This is a genomic window from Chryseobacterium sp. MYb7 (assembly GCF_002979455.1).
Lineage (GTDB): Bacteria > Bacteroidota > Bacteroidia > Flavobacteriales > Weeksellaceae > Chryseobacterium.
Genome location: NZ_PCOU01000031.1, coordinates 18,665 through 39,732 on the forward strand (window position 1 = coordinate 18,665; position 21,068 = coordinate 39,732).

The 21,068-nt window shown below is 35.8% G+C and carries 18 protein-coding genes; 8 read left to right on the plus strand and 10 right to left on the minus strand.

All coding sequences use genetic code 11. The features are described 5' to 3' along the window. Positions 1 to 294: 294 nt before the first annotated feature. Together trmD and CQ046_RS19895 are read right to left on the minus strand one after the other, a co-directional pair. Complete coding sequence (trmD, locus tag CQ046_RS19890) at positions 295 to 966, minus strand: tRNA (guanosine(37)-N1)-methyltransferase TrmD (RefSeq protein ID WP_105703937.1); 672 nt, start codon at positions 964 to 966, stop codon at positions 295 to 297. Beyond that, positions 963 to 2,225, minus strand: a complete 1,263-nt coding sequence (locus tag CQ046_RS19895; RefSeq protein WP_105703938.1) for an NAD(P)/FAD-dependent oxidoreductase — start codon at positions 2,223 to 2,225, stop codon at positions 963 to 965. The genes trmD and CQ046_RS19895 overlap by 4 nt, the downstream gene beginning before the upstream one ends. A 66-nt stretch (positions 2,226 to 2,291) precedes the next feature. On the opposite strand from CQ046_RS19895, the gene CQ046_RS19900 reads away from it, so the two are divergent. Next, positions 2,292 to 3,155 (plus strand): glycoside hydrolase family 25 protein, encoded by an 864-nt coding sequence (locus tag CQ046_RS19900; RefSeq protein ID WP_105703939.1) that lies wholly within the window; start codon positions 2,292 to 2,294, stop codon positions 3,153 to 3,155. A gap of 74 nt (positions 3,156 to 3,229) precedes the next feature. Here CQ046_RS19900 and CQ046_RS19905 read toward each other — a convergent pair whose 3' ends face one another. After that, on the minus strand, positions 3,230 to 3,742 hold the full coding sequence (locus CQ046_RS19905; protein WP_105703940.1) for a 5' nucleotidase, NT5C type: 513 nt from the start codon (positions 3,740 to 3,742) through the stop codon (positions 3,230 to 3,232). A gap of 207 nt (positions 3,743 to 3,949) precedes the next feature. Between CQ046_RS19905 and CQ046_RS19910 the strand changes: the two genes are divergently transcribed. After that, a complete protein-coding gene (locus tag CQ046_RS19910; protein WP_105703941.1) occupies positions 3,950 to 5,842 on the plus strand; it encodes an ABC-F family ATP-binding cassette domain-containing protein in 1,893 nt (630 codons plus the stop codon). A gap of 157 nt (positions 5,843 to 5,999) precedes the next feature. Here CQ046_RS19910 and CQ046_RS19915 read toward each other — a convergent pair whose 3' ends face one another. Next, positions 6,000 to 7,055 carry a Gfo/Idh/MocA family oxidoreductase gene (locus CQ046_RS19915; protein WP_105703973.1) on the minus strand — a complete coding sequence of 352 codons (1,056 nt, stop codon included), beginning with the start codon at positions 7,053 to 7,055 and terminating at the stop codon, positions 6,000 to 6,002. 179 nt (positions 7,056 to 7,234) lie between these two features. On the opposite strand from CQ046_RS19915, the gene CQ046_RS19920 reads away from it, so the two are divergent. From CQ046_RS19920 to CQ046_RS19930, 3 genes are all read left to right on the plus strand, one after another. Next, positions 7,235 to 9,427, plus strand: a complete 2,193-nt coding sequence (locus CQ046_RS19920) for a TonB-dependent siderophore receptor (protein WP_105703942.1) — start codon at positions 7,235 to 7,237, stop codon at positions 9,425 to 9,427. Between the two features lie 95 nt (positions 9,428 to 9,522). Further along, on the plus strand, positions 9,523 to 10,038 hold the full coding sequence (locus tag CQ046_RS19925) for a hypothetical protein (protein WP_105703943.1): 516 nt from the start codon (positions 9,523 to 9,525) through the stop codon (positions 10,036 to 10,038). A 269-nt stretch (positions 10,039 to 10,307) separates the two neighbouring features. Next, entirely contained in the window at positions 10,308 to 10,898 is a 591-nt protein-coding gene (locus tag CQ046_RS19930) for a hypothetical protein (protein WP_105703944.1), read from the plus strand. Between the two features lie 96 nt (positions 10,899 to 10,994). On the opposite strand, the gene CQ046_RS19935 is transcribed toward CQ046_RS19930, so the two are convergent. After that, positions 10,995 to 11,630 (minus strand): peroxiredoxin, encoded by a 636-nt coding sequence (locus tag CQ046_RS19935; RefSeq protein ID WP_105703945.1) that lies wholly within the window; start codon positions 11,628 to 11,630, stop codon positions 10,995 to 10,997. 95 nt (positions 11,631 to 11,725) lie between these two features. Here CQ046_RS19935 and CQ046_RS19940 point away from each other — a divergent pair, with 95 nt between their 5' ends. Next, the gene (locus CQ046_RS19940; RefSeq protein ID WP_105703946.1) at positions 11,726 to 12,613 is read left to right on the plus strand and encodes a mechanosensitive ion channel family protein; all 888 of its coding nucleotides are present in this window, start codon (positions 11,726 to 11,728) and stop codon (positions 12,611 to 12,613) included. Positions 12,614 to 12,882: 269 nt separating this feature from the next. Here the strand turns inward: CQ046_RS19940 and sucC are convergent, their stop codons facing one another. The 5 genes from sucC to CQ046_RS19965 form a co-directional block, all read right to left on the minus strand. Then, on the minus strand, positions 12,883 to 14,073 hold the full coding sequence (gene sucC, locus CQ046_RS19945) for an ADP-forming succinate--CoA ligase subunit beta (RefSeq protein ID WP_034694875.1): 1,191 nt from the start codon (positions 14,071 to 14,073) through the stop codon (positions 12,883 to 12,885). 131 nt (positions 14,074 to 14,204) lie between these two features. Next, positions 14,205 to 15,482 carry a chloride channel protein gene (locus tag CQ046_RS19950; RefSeq protein ID WP_105703947.1) on the minus strand — a complete coding sequence of 426 codons (1,278 nt, stop codon included), beginning with the start codon at positions 15,480 to 15,482 and terminating at the stop codon, positions 14,205 to 14,207. A 2-nt stretch (positions 15,483 to 15,484) separates the two neighbouring features. Continuing rightward, the gene (locus tag CQ046_RS19955; RefSeq protein WP_047096689.1) at positions 15,485 to 15,871 is read right to left on the minus strand and encodes a DUF423 domain-containing protein; all 387 of its coding nucleotides are present in this window, start codon (positions 15,869 to 15,871) and stop codon (positions 15,485 to 15,487) included. A gap of 1 nt (position 15,872) precedes the next feature. Beyond that, on the minus strand, positions 15,873 to 16,943 hold the full coding sequence (locus CQ046_RS19960; protein ID WP_105703948.1) for a hypothetical protein: 1,071 nt from the start codon (positions 16,941 to 16,943) through the stop codon (positions 15,873 to 15,875). A gap of 166 nt (positions 16,944 to 17,109) precedes the next feature. Further along, complete coding sequence (locus tag CQ046_RS19965) at positions 17,110 to 18,438, minus strand: hydroxymethylglutaryl-CoA reductase, degradative (RefSeq protein ID WP_105703949.1); 1,329 nt, start codon at positions 18,436 to 18,438, stop codon at positions 17,110 to 17,112. A gap of 156 nt (positions 18,439 to 18,594) precedes the next feature. On the opposite strand from CQ046_RS19965, the gene CQ046_RS19970 reads away from it, so the two are divergent. Both CQ046_RS19970 and CQ046_RS19975 read left to right on the plus strand, forming a co-directional pair. Then, complete coding sequence (locus CQ046_RS19970; RefSeq protein WP_105703950.1) at positions 18,595 to 19,854, plus strand: putative DNA modification/repair radical SAM protein; 1,260 nt, start codon at positions 18,595 to 18,597, stop codon at positions 19,852 to 19,854. A gap of 148 nt (positions 19,855 to 20,002) precedes the next feature. Then, the gene (locus tag CQ046_RS19975) at positions 20,003 to 20,761 is read left to right on the plus strand and encodes a TIGR03915 family putative DNA repair protein (RefSeq protein WP_105703951.1); all 759 of its coding nucleotides are present in this window, start codon (positions 20,003 to 20,005) and stop codon (positions 20,759 to 20,761) included. Positions 20,762 to 21,068: the final 307 nt, after the last annotated feature.

The following is a 21,068-nucleotide window of genomic DNA, read 5'->3' on the forward strand; positions in this document are numbered from 1 at the left end:
TCATACATGTTAGATTCACTCCAATAGAAGCGAATCAATTTCCAACAAAAAACAGTTCAAATATAGTAAAAAATACTAATGAAATCTGTTGTATCGAATTAATTTTTCAATTATTAGGGAGTTTTATCATATTAGTCAAAATCGAGATAATAAGCAAAATCGAAAATAATCGAGATAAAACGTCAATTTAAAATCAAAAACATTAATATCTTCCACATATGTTAACCCTACAACAAATATTATTCCATTTACCCTAATAATAAATGGAATCCAATAAAGTTCTATATTTTGGGTTTACAATAAATCCGGACGCTTCTCTTTGGTGATTCTTACTGCTTCATCGTGACGCCATTCTTCAATCTTACCGGAATTACCACTCAATAAAATTTTAGGAACATCTAATCCTTTATAACTTTCCGGCCTGGTGTAAATTGGGGGTGAAAGAAGATCATCTTGAAAACTATCTGTCAAAGCACTCTGCTCATCATTCAAAACTCCGGGAAGAAGTCTTATCACTGAATCTGCAAGAACACAGGCAGCCAGTTCTCCTCCTGTAAGAACGTAATCTCCAATGGATATTTCTTTTGTAATATGAAGATCTCTTACTCTTTGGTCAATTCCTTTATAATGTCCGCAAAGAAAGATCAAATTTTTCTTTATAGAAAGCGTATTGGCTATTTTCTGATTTAAGGTAACGCCATCTGGTGTCAGATAGATTACTTCATCATAATTTCTTTGGGACTTAAGCTCTGAGATGCATTTATCCAGTGGCTCTATCATCATTACCATTCCTGCTCCGCCTCCGTATGGCTCATCATCAATCTGCCTGTGCTTATTGATTGCCCAGTCTCTCAGCTGATGAAAATGTACTTCTGCCAGTCCTTTATCCATTGCTCTTTTTAAAATAGAAGCCTGGAACGGACTCTCCATCAATTCCGGAAGTACGCTTATTATGTCAATTCTCATTGTAATGTTCCGTTTTTCTTAGTAGGTATAATAATTAATCTTAAAGAAGAATCTTTGTTGATATAGCTCCACATCCAGTTGAAGAATATGGCCAGCTTGTTTCTAACGCTCAAAATTAGCATTAAATGGAGAAACATCCAGAAATACCACGCCAAAAATCCCTGGAATTTTATAAATGGTAGATCAACAACAGCTCTGTGCTTTCCAATAGTAGCCAATGAACCTTTATCATCATACTCATATTCAGTCCACTCGCTCTGGCTTTTCTTTAATAAATTTCTACCTAAATTTTTTGCCTGATTAATGGCTACGTTGGCTACCTGAGGATGTCCCTGTAGATATTTGGGTGTTTCCATGTAGGCAATATCCCCGATGGCATAAATATTATCGTAGCCTTGTATTTTATTATATCGATCTACAATATATCTGTTTCGTACTAATTTGTCTTCCGGAAAACCTCCCACAACATTTCCTGTAACTCCAGCTGCCCAGATAACATTATTGGATGGGATTTCTTTTCCGCTTTTCAAATGAACTTTATCTCCGTCATAATCCGTAACTACTTCTCCGCTCATAAAAGTTACCCCAAGGTCTTTAAGGTATTTTTCAGATTTCTCCTGAGCCTCACTGCTCATTACGGCTAGTGGTTTCTCTGTAGAGCTTACCAAAATAATCTTCAGATGATCAAAATTCATGTAAGGATAATCTCTTGGAAGGATATCTTTTTTCATTTCGGCAAAAGCACCCGCCAGTTCTACTCCGGTAGGTCCGCTTCCCACGATAACGATATTCCAGTTTCCGTCATCACTTCGGCTTTTTTCAATGATCAGCTTTTCAAAGGTCATCAGGACATGATTTCTGATACTGATGGCTTCCTGAGTATTTTTCATCCCGAAAGCTTTTCCTTCCAGATCTTTATTTCCAAAAAAATTAGTTTTGCAGCCCGTAGCAATAATGAGTTTATCATACGTAAATTCTGCTTCGTCAGTAATGACTTTATTGTTGGCAGGGTCTATTTCTTTAACCTCTGTCATACGGAACTGTGTATTTCTGGACTGTTGAAAAATCTTTCTGAAAGGGAAAGAAATGTTGGAAGGTTCTATCCTTCCTGAGGCTACCTGATAAAAAAGCGGCTGAAACATATGGTGATTCATCCGATCCAGAACAATGACCTTTTTGTTCTTGTTATTCAATGTTTTTGCAAGCTGCAGCCCCGCAAATCCTCCTCCTATAATGATGATTTTTTCGCGTGTTTCCATAATACACAAATTTACTGATTTTATTTTAGCATTTCATAGTGAAAAAAGTTAGTTTTGCAAAACTTTATGACACCAAAAAAGTACACCAAAAAAACTGCCAAACAAGTCCATAAAACAAGACGGAAAAACTATTTTTTCCGAAGATGGGTAATATTGGCAATATTAATCATAGCATTGGTAGGGACAGGCCTTTATTTGAAGCAATCTGTAAGCTACTATTACGCATTGTACTTTAATAAATTCAGACACAAAAAACTTCACAACACCGAAAAGGAATCTTTAAGAATTCAGAGAATACTGAGCAGTAATCTTGATAAGACTTATGGCTTTGATGTTTCTCATTATCAGAACAGAGAAGATATCAAATGGGACAGCCTAAGTATTGGCAATAAAACCATCCCTCTGGAGTTTGTAGTGATGCGTGCTACCATGGGAAACAGAAGTGCCGACAAGCATTTTGATGAATTTTGGGAAAGTGCAAAAAAACATGATCTTATCCGGGGTGCCTACCATTTCTACAGAGCTGATGAAGACCCTGTCATCCAGGCAAATAATTTTCTGGAGAATGTGAAACTGGAAAGCGGTGACCTTCCTCCTATTCTTGATATCGAAAAAATTCCCAAGCGTAAAACCAATAAAAAATTAATTGAAGACCTGAAAGTATGGTGTAAAATTGTGGAGGAAGCTTATGGTGAGAAACCTATCATTTATACCTATTATCATTATTATAAAGATTTTCTGAAAGGTGAGTTTGAAGGCTACCCGCTATGGCTGGCCAATTACAATGATGTACCCACTCCTTCTCCCGATGATCAGTGGGATTTCTGGCAGTTTACGGAAAACGGAATTGTTCATGGTATCAATGCAAAAGTAGACCTTGATATTTACAATGGTAATTCCTGGTCATTGAAGAGACTTACGCTGGATTAAAGGAGAGAAAGGACGATGGAAGATGGAAGTTGATGAAATTACATTAATAGCCTCCAGCTTCCTCCTTCCAGTTTTTAAAGAATATTCATCACTTCTTCCCAGGAATGAACTCTGTCGTAGGTTTCATTTTCAATCAATTCATTGTGAGGTTGAGTGAATATAAGCCTCTGACCGTCAAAATGGTCTAAATTTTTAGGATAATCATCAATCATTACGTCCCCAGAAACCACCTTTTTACTTCCGCAAAGAACAATCTGTTCCCAGGTAATGAATGGAAAATGTTCTGCCAGCCAGTCATATTTTTCTCTTAAGCTGTTCGGAAATTCCATTCCGGCAGATACAATATACAGGTCATATTTATTATTCAGATATTCCATAGCCTCACGGCTTCCTTTCATCACAGGTAAGGTTCTGAAAAATCCTACCTCATTCACGTGTTTTTTTCCGTTGGGGAAAGATTCTATTTCAGACTTTCCAGCCAAATCACTGATTTCAATTTCTCTTCCCGTATCTCTTTTTTCAAATTGTGCCAGCTGATGATACACATCGGCCATTACCCCATCCATGTCGACAATAACTTTTTTCATTACTTCAATCAGATTTTTTGTATTAATATTTATACTATGTAAATTTTAGCATCTCAAATTTACTGATTAGTTTTTTCAGACAATGGACACAGTCTATTAAAAAATCATAAATCTTCATTTTTATAAAAGCTGTTACGAAAAATTTTAGGCTACATTTTCGTACTTTTGCGGTTCTATTCAAAATTAAAATCAAACCATTACTTTCCAATGAATTACGTTTCTGCAGAAAACCTTACCAAATCTTACGGCATCAAAGTTTTGTTTGAAAACATTTCTTTTCACATCAATGAAGGGGATAAAATTGCTATTGTTGCCAAAAACGGAAGTGGAAAATCTACTCTTCTGAAAATATTAATGGGTAAAGAAATTGCAGACAGCGGAACTGCGATCATCAATAAAGATATCCAGGTGGTATTATTTGACCAGGAAATTGACTATGATCCTAACCTCAACATTGAGGAATTTATGATGACTTTGGATTCCAAGCCTATTCTCGCTCTTAAAAATTATCATAAATCACTACATTCTACTGATCATGATTTTATTGAGAAAGCATTGGCTGATATGGAAGTTCATAAAGCCTGGGATCTGGAAAATGAAATGAAACAAATTCTTTCCCAGCTTAAAATTACTGATCTGGAAGCCAAAATGGGAACCCTTTCCGGAGGACAGATCAAGCGTGTAGCACTGGCTAAACTTTTAACGGAAACAAGAGCTGAGCACAGACATACCCTTCTTATCATGGACGAACCTACCAACCACCTGGATGTGGATATGGTAGAATGGCTTGAAAATTATCTGAACAAAGCAAAAATAACTTTACTGCTTGTAACTCACGACCGATATTTTCTTGACAGTGTTTGTGATATCATCTGGGAAATGGAAGATAGAAATCTGTATGTTCACAATGGTTCATATGCCACTTATCTTGAAAACAAAATGATCCGTGAAGACAATCTTAATGCTACGATTGACAAGGCTAATAATCTCTACAGAAAGGAACTGGAATGGATGCGAAGACAGCCAAAAGCCAGAACCACAAAATCAAAAAGCAGAATCGATTCTTTCTACGAAACGGAAAAAGTAGCAAAAACCGATACCAGAAAAGAAGGACTTGAACTGGATTTTGAGATGAAACGTCTGGGAAATAAGATTCTTGAACTTAAAAACATTGATAAAAGCTTTGGACCAAAAGTACTTTTAAAAGATTTCAGCTACCAGTTCCAACGTGGTGAAAAGGTAGGAATCATTGGAAAAAACGGGGCAGGAAAATCTACCCTGCTTAATATTATCCAAGGTTTTGAAAAGGCTGACAAGGGTGAAATTGAAACAGGAGAAACGATATCTTTCGGTTATTTCGCTCAGAAAGGTCTTACTTATAAGGAGGATGAACGTGTAATTGATTTCATTAAAGAGATTGCAGAATTTTATCCTTTAGCTAATGGAAGAAGCCTGTCTGCATCGCAGTTCTTAAGATTATTCTTATTTGATGATCAGACTCAGTACTCTCCTATTTCCAAACTTTCGGGTGGTGAAAAGAGAAGACTTCACCTGATGTATATTTTATATCAGAATCCTAATTTCCTGATTTTTGATGAGCCTACGAATGATCTTGACCTTCCTACATTAACGGTTCTTGAAAATTTCCTTCAGCAATTCCAGGGATCTTTGATTATTGTTTCCCACGACAGATATTTCATGGACAGAATTGTAGATCATGTTCTGGCTTTTGAAGGAGAAGGGAAAATCAGAGATTTTGTTGGAAATTTCTCAGAATACAGAGAAGCAAGAAGCCGTGAGGAAGCATTAGAAAAAAATGCAGCAGCAAAACCTGAACCGGTTAAAGAAACAGCTCCCGTAATAGAAAACAGCTCATCTTCAAGTCCTAAGCGAAAATTAACGTTTAAAGAGCAGAGAGAATTGGAAACCATAGAAAAAGAAATGCCTGAACTGGAAGATCAGCGTTCCAAGATTCTTGATCAGCTCAACAATGAATCTGATTATGAAAAAATAGCCAAGCTTTCTGCAAATCTGGAATCTGTTTCAGAAAAACTGGAAAACCATGAGATGAGATGGCTGGAGCTTCAGGAAATCCTTTAATAAGGATGAATTATAAATGATAAATTATGAATGAATTCAAAGTTTAAAGTTGATAGTAATCAGGATTAGAAATTTCCAACTCCTTTACACTCAAACTCTCTAACCCATTGAATTCATTCATAATTCATAACTCATCATTTATAATTGAACAGCCCTTTTATAATTGAATGATTCTTTCTTCTTTTGCACTTTCCAGCGAAGCATCAATGATTTTCATATTTTGGATAATTTCTTCCCCGGAAGATGGCAAAGCATATCCGAAAACAATATGTTCATAGATCTGCTGATAATAATCCATATAATTTCCAGCTTCACTGGAGGTCAGCATTCTTTCTGTTTCAGAATTGCCATTCAGGAAATTTAAAATTCCATCCGGTTCCTTCAATGGCTGTGTCCATTCTTTACCATATTCAGGAATAGCACCTGCTACCAATTCATTTTCCTGATTATCTGTTCTTTCCTGTAAAAAGCTTCCTCTGTCACCGTGAATAGTATATGCGTAATGACCTTCTTTACTGAAAACGGAAGTCTTCAGTCTTACTCTCAGGTCATTTTTATAGAATAACAACATCTCGAAATAATCATTCGCAAACTCTTTCCCTTTCATTGAAAAGACATCGGCAAACAATTTTTCAGGATACCCAAAATATTGTACTGCCTGATCTACAAGATGCGATCCCAAATCATGAAGAGATCCTGAACCTACCTGATCCGGACTTTCCTTATGCTGTTTTCCACTTGGAGTAGTACGGAATCTGTCGAAACGAATCTCAGCCTCTTTGACGTTTCCTATTTTTTTATCATTTAAAATCTTCTGAACCTGTAAAAAATCCCGGTCAAATCTTCGGTTTTGATACACACTCAGGAACAATCCTTTTTCTTTGGCCAGTTGCACCAGCTCTTCTGCTTCAGAAACATTTACGGTGAAAGGTTTTTCTACCACAATATTTTTTCCTGCTTCCAATGCTTTTTTTGCATATTCATAATGCGTCTGAACCGGAGTATTGATAATGACCAGCTCTACATCTGCATGCTGAAGCATTTCTTCCACAGAACGGTAAATGGTTGCTTCTGGATACTTTTCTTTTGACTCTTCTTTACTTCTTTCCACTATGGCAGAAATGAAAAATCCGGGATGCTCCTTTAAAAAGGGCGCATGGAATACTTTTCCGCTCATTCCAAAGGCACACAGCCCTGCTTTTACCAATTGCATATTAAAATTTTTAACAAATATATTCATAAAAACACTTCATTCCCAGCTCCAAAAGAGGTATAGAAATAATCCATGCCATTATTGATAGAATATGATTTAAATCATAAAATTATTTTTATCTATTCTAAACAAATACTTACATTTGCGCCTTATTTAAAACTGTTCTACATAAAAATAAAATGAAAAGACAACTACTTTCTTTAGGTCTGCTATGTATCGCTGTTTCAGTGAGTTCTCAGATGAAAAATGCTGAAGCGGATACGATCAGAACCCAGACTATTGAAGACATTAATCTTCATAAAACAGGAAACCCAAACCAGGCAAGGCCATTATCGACAAAGTCAAACCTAACGGTAATGGAAAATCCACAGCCTATTGCGATTGTTACTCATGAAATTATTGAGCAACAGCAGGCAAAACAGCTGAGTGATGTCATCAAAAATGTAAATGGTATTTACTTAACCTCTGCTAGAGGAGGTTCTCAGGATAGCTTTGGGGGAAGAGGTTTTATCTTTGGAAATGATAATATCTTTAAAAACGGAGCAAGAGTAAACAGTGGAGTTTTTCCTGAAGTAAGTGGTCTGGAAAGAGTTGAAGTTTTAAAAGGGGCAAATGCCATGCTATATGGTAACGTAGGTCCTGGTGGAATTGTCAATCTTATTACAAAAAAGCCAAAGTTTGAATTTGGTGGTTCAGTGGGACTAAGTGCCGGCAGCTGGAATTCTTACAAACCTATGTTTGATATCTATGGACCTTTAAGCAAGAAAGTAGCTTTCAGAGTGAATGGTACTTATGAATATGCTGAAAGTTTCAGAGATATGGTAGAATCTAAAAAGCACTATTTCAATCCATCTTTTGTTTTTAATTTAAGTGAAAATACACAGCTAATTGTAGAAGGAGATTATTTATATCAAAATTTTACTCCTGATTTTGGAATCGGAAGTGTTACTGATAAAACGACCGGAGTATCCAGATTAGCTACTGAAGTTGACCGTAGAAGCTTTTTAGGTGCTAACTGGCAATATCAAACCAACCAACAAGCTACTACAGATGTTGTTTTGAATCATCAATTAAATAGCAAATGGAGCTTAAATGCAGTTGCTTCCTACCAGAATTATACAAAAGATTATTTTTCAACAGAAAGAATTCAGTGGCAGTATGAATCTGCTAAAGGTAATTTTAACCCTTCCTGGGCAAGAACTTTAGGTAGAAATTATACTGAACAGAACTATACATCATTACAAGTTAATCTAAACGGTGAATTCAAAACCGGAAATATCATTCATAAAGTGCTATTCGGGGCTGATGGAGATTATGGTTTAGCAGATACTTACGCTTATAATTTTACTAATCCTGCTAACGTTAATTATGGTACTTTATATTTAAATAATCCTTCTACCTGGTCAACTGATGGTGCTATGCCAGATACATACAGATCATCCAGAAACAGAATCGCTACAAAAAGATTTGGTCTTTATGCACAGGATTTAATTAATGTTACCAAAGAGTTCAAAGTATTGGCAGGAGTAAGATGGTCTTATTTAAAAAATGACGATACAGAAGTAAAAGATTTCTTAAAGGGAACAGAAGCTCCTACAGCAGCAAGTGGTTCACAGGCTCATGCTGTATCTCCAAAGGTAGGACTTATCTACAACCCTAATGATAATCTATCTGTTTTTGCAACATATACTAATTCATTCTCACCTAATTCAGGATTTGATCAGTACAATCAATCTTTAAAAGCATCTACAATTGATCAGTATGAAATCGGGGTGAAGAAAAATTTATGGAATAATGCTATCGCTGTTAACTTAACTGCCTATCAGATCAATAACAGAGATGCTTATACATCTCCATATCTTGCAGACAACAAAGTGGCGCTCTATAAAGTATATGCAGGTAATATAAGAAGTAGAGGTGTTGAATTGGATATCACAGGAAATCCTACAAAATATCTTTCTTTAATTGGAGGTATTTCTTATAACAACACAGTATATACAAAAACTCCGGATAACGGATTTGTTGAAGATCAAAAATTGGTAAGAACTCCTGCACTTACAGCAAACGCTTCCGTATTTTATACTTTTACAGATTTTGCAAAAGGTCTGAAAGTAGGAGCTACTGCATTCTATACAGGAAAGAGACAAGCAGGCTGGAATGATGTAAAAGGACAAACCCAACAAACAAGAATGATTGATATCAACGGATTCACAACTGTTGATATAAGTGTAGGTTATGGTTGGAACAAATTCTCAATCCAAGGAAGAGTTGGGAACCTGTTTGATGTCGTAAACTACAATGTTCACGAAAACTATTCAGTGAATCCAATCACTCCTAGAAACTACTATTTCACACTGACATACAGACTGTAAAAGTCTTTATATAGTAATTCTTTCATTAAAAGTGGAAATTGCATTTTTGCAGTTTCCACTTTTGAAATTTTAAAACAAAAACAAAACAATAAGATATGGATAAGATTAAAGACACAAGAAGTTTCATGAGAATCACACACCGTTATCTGGGATATTTCCTTGCAGGTATTATGGCTGTATATTCTTTAAGTGGAATTCTTCTGGTGTACAGAGACACCGATTTTCTAAAGAACGAAAAGAAATACGAAAAAAATATCGCTGCTAATCTTACAGAGAAAGAGCTGAAGAAAGAGCTTAAAATGAAAGGTCTTGAAGTGGAAAAAACGGAAGGAAGCGTGCTTTACTTTAAACAGGGAACTTATGACAGTGCAACCGGAAAAGCAAAATACACCAAAAAGGAATTGCCTTTTGTACTGGACAAAATGGTCTCTCTTCACAAATCACAGTCTAAAGATGCCATATCGCCTCTAAGCGTATTCTTTGGAGTTTCTCTTTTCTTTTTTGTAATCTCCAGTTTCTGGATGTTTAATCCTAAAACAAAAGCCTTCAAACGTGGTATCAAGTTTACCATTGCAGGACTTATTATTTCTTTGATTCTTCTATTTATATAATTAATCCAAAAGCGGAATAAGAGAAAAAAACAGCATTTTGGAGTATTAATGATATAACAGCTGTTTTTATTATATTCATTTTTAAAATACCCTTTTATTTTCTTTATCATTACGAAATCTTCAGTTAATATGTTAAAAAAATAAAATATATCTTCCTGATAATGTTAACGTTTATTTAGAAAAATTACCTAAAATTAAGAGTCTGGCACATTTATTGTTTTTTCTATAATTCGTGAATAATAAACATTTAATTATTAAAATAATAAATTATGAAAAAACTTATTTTAACAGGGATATTAGCCGTAGCAGGCTTAACAGCAACTGCAAACGCTCAGATTCAGAAAGGTAATTGGATGGTAGGAAGTAGCATCGTTGCAAGTAACTTTGGCTTAAATACTGGTGGTGGATATAATATTTCACTACAGCCAAAAGCGGCTTATTTTATTCAAGACAATGTAGCAGTTGGAGGATATGTAGATTTAGGATTTAATAAAGTTACAAACGGATCACCTACCAATTTTGTTTATAAAGTTGGAGCTTTAGGAAGATACTATGTTTCTCCGGGAGAAAAAGGAGTAGACAACCTATTACACCACGGAAGATGGTTCTTCGAAGGTAATGTAGGAGTTGGAGGTACTTCTACTGAAGGATCTAACTCTACTACTGGTTTAGATTTTGGAGCAGGTCCTGGTTACTCATACTTCATTACACCAAACATCGGTGTTGAAGGTTTAGTAAAATATAATGGTGTTGCAGGGTTTGGTAGTGAGGGATTAACTTCTAATTTGACTTTCAACGTAGGATTTAGTATTTATTTGCCGACTTCAAAAGGTAAACAAATCATCAACGACGTTAAGTAATCACTGAAATACTTATAAAAAAATGAAATCGCCTCGAAATATTTTTCGAGGCGATTTTCGTACAAATTAAAACTAAACTATAAAAAATCAAATAAATCATGTATTGGGTTGAGGCGTATACCGTAAATACGGTTTTATTTCCGTCACACCTTTCGGGAATATTTTTCGGGCTTCCTCTGTAGAAATGGTAGGAGGAACAATAACCTCTTCTCCATATTCCCAGTTAACAGGAGTTGCCACGCGATAGTTATCCACCAGCTGTAAAGAATCCAGCACTCTAAGGATCTCATCAAAATTTCTTCCTGTAGAGGCCGGATAGGTAATAATCAGTCTTACTTTTTTGGAAGGATCAATAATCAAAAGAGAACGTACAGTTGCCGTTACAGAAGCATTGGGATGAATAAAATCATACAACTCTGAAACTTTTCTGTCTTTATCCGCAATAATAGGAAACTGAACATTGGTTTTTTGAGTTTCATTAATATCTTTCACCCAGTTTTGGTGATCTTCTACTCCATCTACACTCAAAGCAATTACTTTGGTTCCTCTCGCATCAAATTCAGACTGCAATTTTGCCGTATAGCCAAGCTCTGTAGTGCATACCGGTGTATAATCTGCAGGATGCGAAAACAGAATACCCCAGGAATCTCCCAGATAATTATAAAAATTGATGTCACCTACAGATGACTCTGCCTGAAAGTTGGGTGCTGTATCTCCTAAACTAATTGACATAATGTTCTCTCTTTATAGTCTACAAATTTAGTAGACTTTTTGGAACTGGCAAATTTTTTGATGAAAATTTATATATTTAATTAAAATTTTTATTCATGGAGAAAACGGGCCTCAGGTATGTAGATGTGGTTTATAAAGTATTGGAAAGTTGGTATGTAACATTTGCTGCGCTTACACCCAAACTCGTTGTCGGAATTTTAGTCTTTACATTTTTCCTGATTACGAGCAAATATTTAAGTAAAGGAGCTGTAAAATTGTTCCACAAATTTTTCCCGAAAAGCCAAAAAGAGAGTTCATTAGTTACTTTAATCAGTATTTTCAGATTCCTGATTATGCTGATGGGAACCTTTATTGCTCTTGAAATAATGGGTTTCAGTGGTTTTCTCTGGAAGTTTATCGGAAGTTTAGGAGTTGCCGGGGTTATTGCCGGGGTTGCTTTGAAAGATCTTGTTTCAAGTATTTTCTCGGGAATGCTGATTGGAATTGACAAAGCCTATAAAGTAGGAGATTATATTACCATTGGAGCACATTCCGGAACAGTACAGGAAATTGGTTTTTTAACGACAAAACTTCTTACTGATGATGGCAAGAAGGCATATATTCCGAATCAGGTTGTTTTCAATGCACCGTTCTACAATATTACGGCTTCCCCACAGCGCAGGATTATTTTAAATTTTGAAATTCCGGCTGATGAAGATATCAGTAAAGCACAAAAAGGAATTCTTGATGTAATTAAAAACCTTGATAATGTGGATAAGTTAGACACTATTGAAGTTATCTTCACAGACCTTAAACAAGGAGCATTTAACCTTCAGGTAAAGTTCTGGATAAAAGTAGGCGCCAATCTTGCACAGGTAAGAAGTAAAGCTTATTTAGGCATTAAAGAACGCTTTGATGTGGATAAAGTACAGTTGGTAACGCCTACGAGTATCAGTATTACGAGTGGAGAGAATATTTTACCTGAAAGCCATCAGGATAAGTAAAATTATTTATAAAAAAATGAAGACCATTTCAATTGTTGAAGTGGTCTTTTTTATGTTATTAAAGATTGGACTTCGAAAAGCGTAATTCTTCCAATCACATTTTAAGACGTCAAGATCTTATCTCTGATAAAATTGTATACTCTATACCTCACGATGATTTTGCAGATAAAGCAGATATATAAAAAAATTCACGCTTAGATAGATTTAGAAACAAAAAAAACCGTTCCAAAAAATGAAACGGTTTTTCTTATTTATTTAAAAATTTTAGATTACGCTAAAACTTCTTTTACTTTGTTTGCAGCTTCTTCTAAAGTAATTGCAGAGTGTACCGGAAGACCAGACTCGTCAATTAATTTTTTAGCTTCTACAGCGTTAGTTCCCTGTAATCTTACGATCAATGGAACCGGAAGGCTACCCATCGCTTTGTAAGCATCTACAACTCCCTGAGCAACTCTGTCACATCTTACGATACCTCCGAAGATGTTGATCAAAATAGCTTTTACGTTTGGATCTCTTAAGATGATTCCGAAAGCAGTTTGTACTCTCTGAGCATCTGCAGTACCTCCTACGTCAAGGAAGTTAGCAGGGTTACCACCTGATAATTTGATGATATCCATAGTTGCCATTGCAAGACCAGCTCCGTTTACCATACAAGCAACGTTACCATCTAGTTTTACGAAGTTAAGACCAGCTTCACCAGCTTCTACATCCATTGGATCTTCTTCTCTTGTATCTCTAAGCTCAGCTAAGTCTTTGTGACGGAACAATGAGTTGTCATCTAAAGTTACTTTAGCATCTACAGCGATAATCTTGTTATCAGAAGTTTTTAATACCGGGTTGATTTCGAAAAGAGAAGCATCAATTCCTGTGTAAGCATTGTAAAGAGAAGAAATAAATTTCACAAATTCTTTGAATGCATTTCCTTCAAGACCTAGGTTGAAAGCAATTTTTCTAGCCTGGAACCCTTGAAGACCAATAGCAGGATCAATCAATTCATTGTGGATCAAATGAGGAGTTACTTCAGCAACGTGCTCAATATCCATACCACCTTCAGTAGAATATACGATTGTATTTTTCCCTTCAGCTCTATCTAAAAGAATAGAAACATAAAATTCTTTAGTTTCAGATTCTCCAGGATAATAAACATCTTCTGCAACCAAAACAGAGTGTACTTTTTTACCTTCAGCAGAAGTTTGTGGAGTTACCAACTGCATTCCGATGATATTCTGAGCGTTTTCTTTAAGTTTATCCATGTTTGGAGAAAACTTAACACCCCCACCTTTACCACGACCACCTGCGTGAATCTGTGCTTTTACAACCCAAGCCTGTGCTCCGGTTTCAGCAGTCAATTTTTCAGCAGCTGCTACAGCTTCATCTACGTTGTTTGCAACGAAACCACGTTGGATAGCTACTCCATACTTTGATAAAATCTCTTTTGATTGATACTCGTGAAGATTCATATTATTTTTATTATTTTATTTTAATATTTAAAGGTTGACAAATTTACTAAAAAGACACGGAAGTTCAAGTTTATTGACTTAAAAATTAAAGTCTGATGGACTTGATTTTTAACATATCTTTCTGTTTTCCCCTATTCTTCCGCTAATTTCTCAGACTGAGATCCGATAAACGGAATTTTCGGAGCCAGGAAATATCCGGTAAGGCTGGCAAATAATATCGGAACAAAATAGGTAAATCCGGTAAGTGTTCCTAAAATAATCGTTGTACTCATCGGGGTTCTTGTCACACATGCATTGATAGCTGCCATACAGCTTACAATGGCTAAAGTGGTATCAACGTTTGGAAACAAATTGTGAATAATCAGCCCCAACGTTGTTCCTACAAAAAACAGGGGAATAATAAATCCTCCTCTCCACCCGGAAGTCACCGTAATAGCAATGGCCAGTATTTTAAAAACAAGAATCAGAATTAAAAAATTCAGTCCGAAATTACCTCCGATCAACTGATTGATCTCGTTGTGCCCGAAGTATCTTGTAATAGGAAAATTATAGGCAATAACACCTAAAATAATTCCTCCTGCCAATGTTTTAATATAAATCGGGAATTTTCTGTATTCAAAAATCTTTTTGAAAAATTTGACTACAAAAATAAAAATCCACCCGAATAAAGTTCCCACAATTCCAAAAGCCGTTGCATAAGCAAAATCATAGACTCCTGTATAATGGTAAGCCTTCAAATCCCATGTCGCACCAATTCCTAAATGAATAATCAAAGCAAACATCAGATAACTGAAACAACTTGCTACCAATGCAGGAATAATAGCTTTATAATATTCTACCGCATGTTTGTGATGCAGAATTTCCAGAGAAAAAAGACTTCCTCCAAGCGGAGCACCAAATAATGCCGTAAAACCTGAAGCCATACCTGCAATACTCAAAGACCTCAGCTCTTCCCCTTTCAGCCTGAAAATTTTCCCCAGCCACGTACCCGTAGATCCTGTGACCTGTACCAATGGTGCTTCTGGTCCTAAACTTCCTCCTGATGCTACACAAAAAAGAGAAGAAAGGATCATGGAAGGATTATTCTTTGGGTCCAGTTTTCCTTTGTTGAATCTGATATTATTAACAATCAAATGAATTTCTCCCGGATCACCAATAAAATGGATCACAAGCCCGGCAAGCAAACCACAGATCGCCATGGTTGGAATTACCTGCCACTCTTGGAATTGGGCTAAAAACTCTGTAAAATGTTCCAATACAATCCAATATCCTCCAGCGATAATTCCGCCCACAAGACCTGTAACCGCCCACATAAAAAAAGTACGGCTGAACACAAACGGGTTGAATCTGATAGGTTGATCTAAGAGATTGAATGTTCGTATTAACCGTCTTCTTCTGTTAATTTTCATTCTTAAATTCTGTTTTTAGCAAAATAAAAGATAAGCATTCCCCAGCTTAAGATCATCATCAAACCTCCAAGCGGCGTGATAGGGCCTAAGAATTTAAGATTCATTCCCAGATAATCCTGCATACTCAGGAAATAGATACTTACTGAGAATAATAGTGTTCCTGCAATCATTAAAATGGAAGTCCATTTTTCAGCAGAAGTTTCAAATTTTAAGATATATCCTATAATCAGCAGGAAAAAAGCTGCGTACATCTGGTATCTTACTCCTGTTTCAAAACTCTCCAGTCTTTCCACAGCTAATATTTTCTTTAAAGCGTGCGCTCCGAATGCACCCAGGATTACGGAAACCATTCCGTAAACCGCTCCAAAAACTAAAGTAATTGTTTTCATTTTATAACTCTTCTAATTCTAGGGTTAAATATTTTTTTGTTTTATGATCCTGCCACGTTCCGATAATTTTTTCTCCTTTCAAATCAGCTTCTATTAAGGCTTTTGGTACCCATTCCTTCAGTTCCTCACTATGGTAATCATCTTCTGTGATAGAAAAATGGTCATGGACAAATTCTCCTCTCCAGTTGATCGGCTTTTTATTCTTATCATACCAGTAAGTAGCTGAAAAGGAATCATCCTCATTGATTTCATTAAATAAAACCGTAATAGAATATTTTCCGTCAATTTTTCCTTTGTATAATTTATTTCCAGGACCCGTTTGACCCATCTTTTCAGAACCTGATATCAGATTCTTTCCATAAACGCTCAGGTATTTTTCAATTTCTTTATAAGTGAATTCAAGTTCGTGGCTTCCCAGATCATCTAAAGCCCGCATCGCATGATTGGAACATCTGCCTGCTACAAAAGTGAGTTTATCCTTTCCAAAAAAATATCGGATGCCATTCAAAGTATAATCCATGAAACATCCTTCATATAAGCCAATCTGCTCCTGAACTTCTTCTGACGGATTCTTTTCGGATTTTAATTTTACGAGAAAGTCATCGACTCTTTTTTTGATTTTTTTCTGAATCAAACCTGCAACCGTTTTGGAAGCACTTGTTTGAAATAAAGCCTCGGCATTGATATAGTTTCCTGTTCTCAGGTCAAAATTTTTCCAGTCTGAAAATTCTTCCGGATACGCTCCCGAAGCTTCTCCATTGATATTTATACTTAAAATATTTTTAGGAGTTTCCAATTTCTTCCAATCATAAAAATAAACATAGTTGGAATAGGAATTCGTAGAGGTAGAAGCCAGTTTAAAAGGATTCCCCCCGGAATTTGGGATATATTCCAGTTCATTTACCTGAAGAAATGTATTGATCTTATTGGCAACCGCGGGATTTCCAGCGTAAGAAACAACCGGAAACACAAAGTTTTCAGATTTGGGCTGCAAATTATTTATTTTTAAATCTTTCTGCTGCGAAAAACTTAAACCGGAAATCAGTAAGAAAAATACAATACTCTTTTTCACTATTTTGATTTTAAGTACATTAAAATGAACTTGGCAACCAGCGTAGAAATTCCAAGTATGATAAACATATTGGCGAATCTCTTGGAACTTTTGAAACCTTCATGGCTTGTTTTCTTCAGAAAAAATCCAAAAAGAAGAAATACAATGGGCAAAATGATCTGTAACATTAGTTTTCTCTCATTCTGTTAAATTCATTGATCACCTCGTGGTGGCTCACTGTCTTGTCTTTGAAATACGTCACAAAGTGCTGCTTTTCTTCTTCGGTTGCTCCCAATTGGTTCAGAATATTCAATAAGTGCATTTTCATATGTCCTTTCTGAATTCCTGTGGTCACCAGAGAACGTAAAGCACCAAAGTTTTGTGCAAGACCAGAAACGGCAAGAATACTCATCAATTCCTGTGCAGAAGGTTTTCCAAGAAGTGCCAGAGAGAATTTTACCAAAGGGTGAAGATTGGTAAGTCCTCCTACTACTCCTACAGAAATCGGAAGATCAATCCAGAATCTGAATACACCGTTATCAGTTGTACAGTGGGTCAAAGATCTGTATTGTCCGTCTCTTGCAGCATAAGCATGTGCACAGGCTTCTGTAGCTCGGAAATCATTTCCGGTAGCAATTACCACAGCATCTACCCCATTCATTATTCCTTTATTGTGAGTGGTTGCGCGGTAAGGTTCAATTTCTGCAATGGTAACGGCCTGTTTGAATTTAGCAGCAAACTCTTCAGGAGAAATTCCGCTGTCATCTTTTAGATCTTCCATTTTACATGAAACCTCAGCTCTTACGATACAATCAGGGGTAAAATTGGAAAGAATATTCATTACAATCTGCAGTGAATTCTTTTCTTCCTGGGTAAAATCTTCGCTGGCAGCCACTTCCTGTCTCAGCGTTTTTCCAAACTGCTCAAGGCATGAGTTGATAAAGTTTGCCCCCATTGAATCTACGGTATCAAAGCTTGCTTTCAACTGGTAATAATTTGGCATTTCTGCTGTTTTATCCACCAAGCTGATATTAAGAATACCTCCACCACGTTTTCTCATGTTGGACGTAATATCTTCCGTTGTTTCAAATAATTTTTTCTTTAAACTGAAATTAAAGAAATGTAATAATTTGTGAGGTTCTACATTAAAAATAAAGTGGGTATGTCCCAGCTTTTCGGTATTAATAATAGTCGTTTTAAAACCTCCTTTGTCGATCCAGAATTTAGCGGCTTTGGAAGCTGCTGCTACTACAGAACTTTCTTCAACGGCCATTGGAAGTGCCAATAGTTTTCCGTCAATTAAAAAGTTCGGAGCAATTCCGTAAGGCATATAAAAATTGGAGATGGTGTTCTCAGAAAATTCTTCGTGAAGCTTCTGAAGATCTGCATCATCATTCCAGTATTGTTTTAATATATTTTGATATTCCTGGTTTCCTTCAAGATATTCGTTTACGAGCCATTCGATTTTCCCCTGCTTTGGAAGCTTGGAAAAACCTTCGATTGGTTTATGATTCATGATATAAACTTTAATGAGCCGTAAATATAATGATTTTGAGACTCTTTTTTGTTGATAACTTCTATGAAAAAAGATTGACATTTATCAATTTTGGAACTAAATTTGAACAATATTAAATTATTATTTTGATACAAAATAGATCAATGACTTAAAAATATGAATTTTGACCGCCTTAAAGAAAAGCTCGAAATCCTTGCAGATGCAGCGAAATATGATGTTTCCTGTTCATCAAGCGGAGGTACGAGAAAGAATAAAAAAGGAGCTTTGGGAGACAGTTCTGCAAGCGGGATTTGCCATACCTATACGGAAGACGGCAGATGTGTTTCTTTGCTTAAAATTCTATTGACCAATCATTGTATTTATGATTGTGCTTATTGTGTTTCCAGAAGTTCTAATGATATTAAAAGAGCTGCTTTTACGGTAGAAGAAGTGGTAGATCTTACCATCAATTTTTATCGTAGAAATTATATTGAAGGTTTATTTCTGAGCTCAGGAATATTCAAAAATGCTGATACTACAATGGAAAGGCTGGTAAGAGTGGCCAAAAAACTTCGTCTGGAAGAAAACTTTAACGGCTATATTCACCTTAAATCTATTCCGGGAGCGAGTGATGATCTGATGCAGGAAGCAGCTTTATATGCAGACCGTTTATCCGTAAATATTGAAATTCCGACCGAAAGCGGATTAAAATTGTTGGCTCCTGAAAAAAACAGACAGGATATGATCAGCCCGATGAGGTATATTCAAAAAGGGATCATTCAATATAAGGATGAAAAGAAGATTCTGAAAAAAGTTCCCAAGTTTGCTCCAGCGGGACAATCCACACAAATGATTGTGGGTGCAACCAACGAAAATGACCTCCAAATCATCAAAGTTGCTGACCATTTTTATAAAAATTTTAATCTGAAAAGGGTGTATTATTCCGGATATGTTCCGGTTTTGGAAGATCAGAGACTGCCTTCTTTAACGACGGAAGTCCCTATGCTTAGGGAAAACCGATTGTATCAGTCGGATTGGCTGATGAGATTTTATGGCTTTAAAGCGGAAGAGATTTTAGATCCTACTATGCCCTTCCTCGATCTGGAAGTAGATCCGAAATTAAGCTGGGCACTGCGAAACCTTCATCAATTTCCTATTAATCTACAGACCGCAGAATATCAGTTGATTTTAAGAATTCCCGGAATCGGAGTAAAAACGGCTCAGAAAATTGTCAGTGCCAGGCGTTTTCAGATTTTAACGATAGATCATTTGAAAAAACTGGGAGCGGCTGTGAACCGGGCAAAATATTTCATTGATTTTAATGCCGGAAATGCTTATCTGAAATATTTAACGGACAAAAACTTCAGAAAGCTGCTGATAGGTGGAAGTTCATCCAAATTCCACAATCAGTTTTCGCAGCAGCTGACTTTATTTTGATCTTCAACACAAATGGCCACTAATTTATGATAGAACATTATTGTCATTCTGACAAAGGAAGAATCTCTTCAATTAACCAGATTCTTCACCTCATTTATCTCATTCAGAATGACAACCCAACTAAATTTTAAATTTTTAAACTTAATACATGACAACCCTACTCTATGATGGAAGTTTTGATGGTCTTTTCACTGCGGTATTTGAAGTTTTCGAATACCGTTATAAAGATGTGGAGATCATAAGCAGAGAAAGGTTTTGTCAGGAAAATATTTTCGCAGAGATTCATGAAGTCATTACCCAAACGGACAAATCTGAAAGGGTTTTGAATAAACTGGAACAGAATATAGGAAAACGAGGTATTTATCAACTGTTAAAAGTTTTTTTATCTGAAGATCCGGATCTGGAAAACCTCATCTTATCTGCGGTAAAACAGTCTATAAAACATCCGAAAGACAATATTCTTGAAAATTTCGCTGATTCTGATGTTTTAAAAATTTCAAAAATCTACAAATCTGTAGACAGAGAAAGGCACAGGATGACCGCATTTGTCCGTTTTGAAAAAATGCAGGATGGTGTTTTTTTCTCTAAAATAGATCCCGACTTCAATGTTCTCCCTTTAATCAGAAAACATTTTAAAGACCGGTATCAAGATCAGAAATGGATGATCTATGATCTTCGAAGAAACTATGGACTTTTCTATGATCTGGATGATTGTGAATTTTTCTACCCCGATGAAAAAATTGATCTCCATCATTATCAGCAAAAGTTCCATGATGAAGAGAAGAACTATCAGGTACTTTGGCAGCGTTATTTCACGAAAACCAATATCGTGGAAAGAAAAAATATAAAACTTCATATTCAGCATGTCCCAAAAAGATACTGGAAATATCTGACCGAAAAATGGTAGTGAAATTCCATATTGTGGATAACTTTTTATTTCGACTAAAAAATAGATCATTTTCAGTTCTTTTGTGAAGCCAATTATTTAATCAACTCATTTCATGGAATATATAATCCCCACTCATCGAAAACTCATATTGTGGATAACTTTTTTCAGTTAACATTCCGTTAATATTAATTTTTTTTAAATCTTATTTTTATCAGAAAAAAGAGCAGAATATTACCTACCCAACGAAGAAAAATAGTTTTTAAAAGTCTGAAAATATGTAATGTATGCGATAACGAATTATATCTGCATTCATGTTTTGTGGATA

Coding starts and splice junctions, on each gene's coding strand:
- trmD (WP_105703937.1), bottom strand. CDS start 966: ATGAGAATTGACATAATAAGCGTACTTCCGGAATTGATGGAGAGTCCG.
- CQ046_RS19895 (WP_105703938.1), bottom strand. CDS start 2,225: ATGGAAACACGCGAAAAAATCATCATTATAGGAGGAGGATTTGCGGGG.
- CQ046_RS19900 (WP_105703939.1), top strand. CDS start 2,292: ATGACACCAAAAAAGTACACCAAAAAAACTGCCAAACAAGTCCATAAA.
- CQ046_RS19905 (WP_105703940.1), bottom strand. CDS start 3,742: ATGAAAAAAGTTATTGTCGACATGGATGGGGTAATGGCCGATGTGTAT.
- CQ046_RS19910 (WP_105703941.1), top strand. CDS start 3,950: ATGAATTACGTTTCTGCAGAAAACCTTACCAAATCTTACGGCATCAAA.
- CQ046_RS19915 (WP_105703973.1), bottom strand. CDS start 7,055: ATGCAATTGGTAAAAGCAGGGCTGTGTGCCTTTGGAATGAGCGGAAAA.
- CQ046_RS19920 (WP_105703942.1), top strand. CDS start 7,235: ATGAAAAGACAACTACTTTCTTTAGGTCTGCTATGTATCGCTGTTTCA.
- CQ046_RS19925 (WP_105703943.1), top strand. CDS start 9,523: ATGGATAAGATTAAAGACACAAGAAGTTTCATGAGAATCACACACCGT.
- CQ046_RS19930 (WP_105703944.1), top strand. CDS start 10,308: ATGAAAAAACTTATTTTAACAGGGATATTAGCCGTAGCAGGCTTAACA.
- CQ046_RS19935 (WP_105703945.1), bottom strand. CDS start 11,630: ATGTCAATTAGTTTAGGAGATACAGCACCCAACTTTCAGGCAGAGTCA.
- CQ046_RS19940 (WP_105703946.1), top strand. CDS start 11,726: ATGGAGAAAACGGGCCTCAGGTATGTAGATGTGGTTTATAAAGTATTG.
- sucC (WP_034694875.1), bottom strand. CDS start 14,073: ATGAATCTTCACGAGTATCAATCAAAAGAGATTTTATCAAAGTATGGA.
- CQ046_RS19950 (WP_105703947.1), bottom strand. CDS start 15,482: ATGAAAATTAACAGAAGAAGACGGTTAATACGAACATTCAATCTCTTA.
- CQ046_RS19955 (WP_047096689.1), bottom strand. CDS start 15,871: ATGAAAACAATTACTTTAGTTTTTGGAGCGGTTTACGGAATGGTTTCC.
- CQ046_RS19965 (WP_105703949.1), bottom strand. CDS start 18,438: ATGAATCATAAACCAATCGAAGGTTTTTCCAAGCTTCCAAAGCAGGGG.
- CQ046_RS19970 (WP_105703950.1), top strand. CDS start 18,595: ATGAATTTTGACCGCCTTAAAGAAAAGCTCGAAATCCTTGCAGATGCA.
- CQ046_RS19975 (WP_105703951.1), top strand. CDS start 20,003: ATGACAACCCTACTCTATGATGGAAGTTTTGATGGTCTTTTCACTGCG.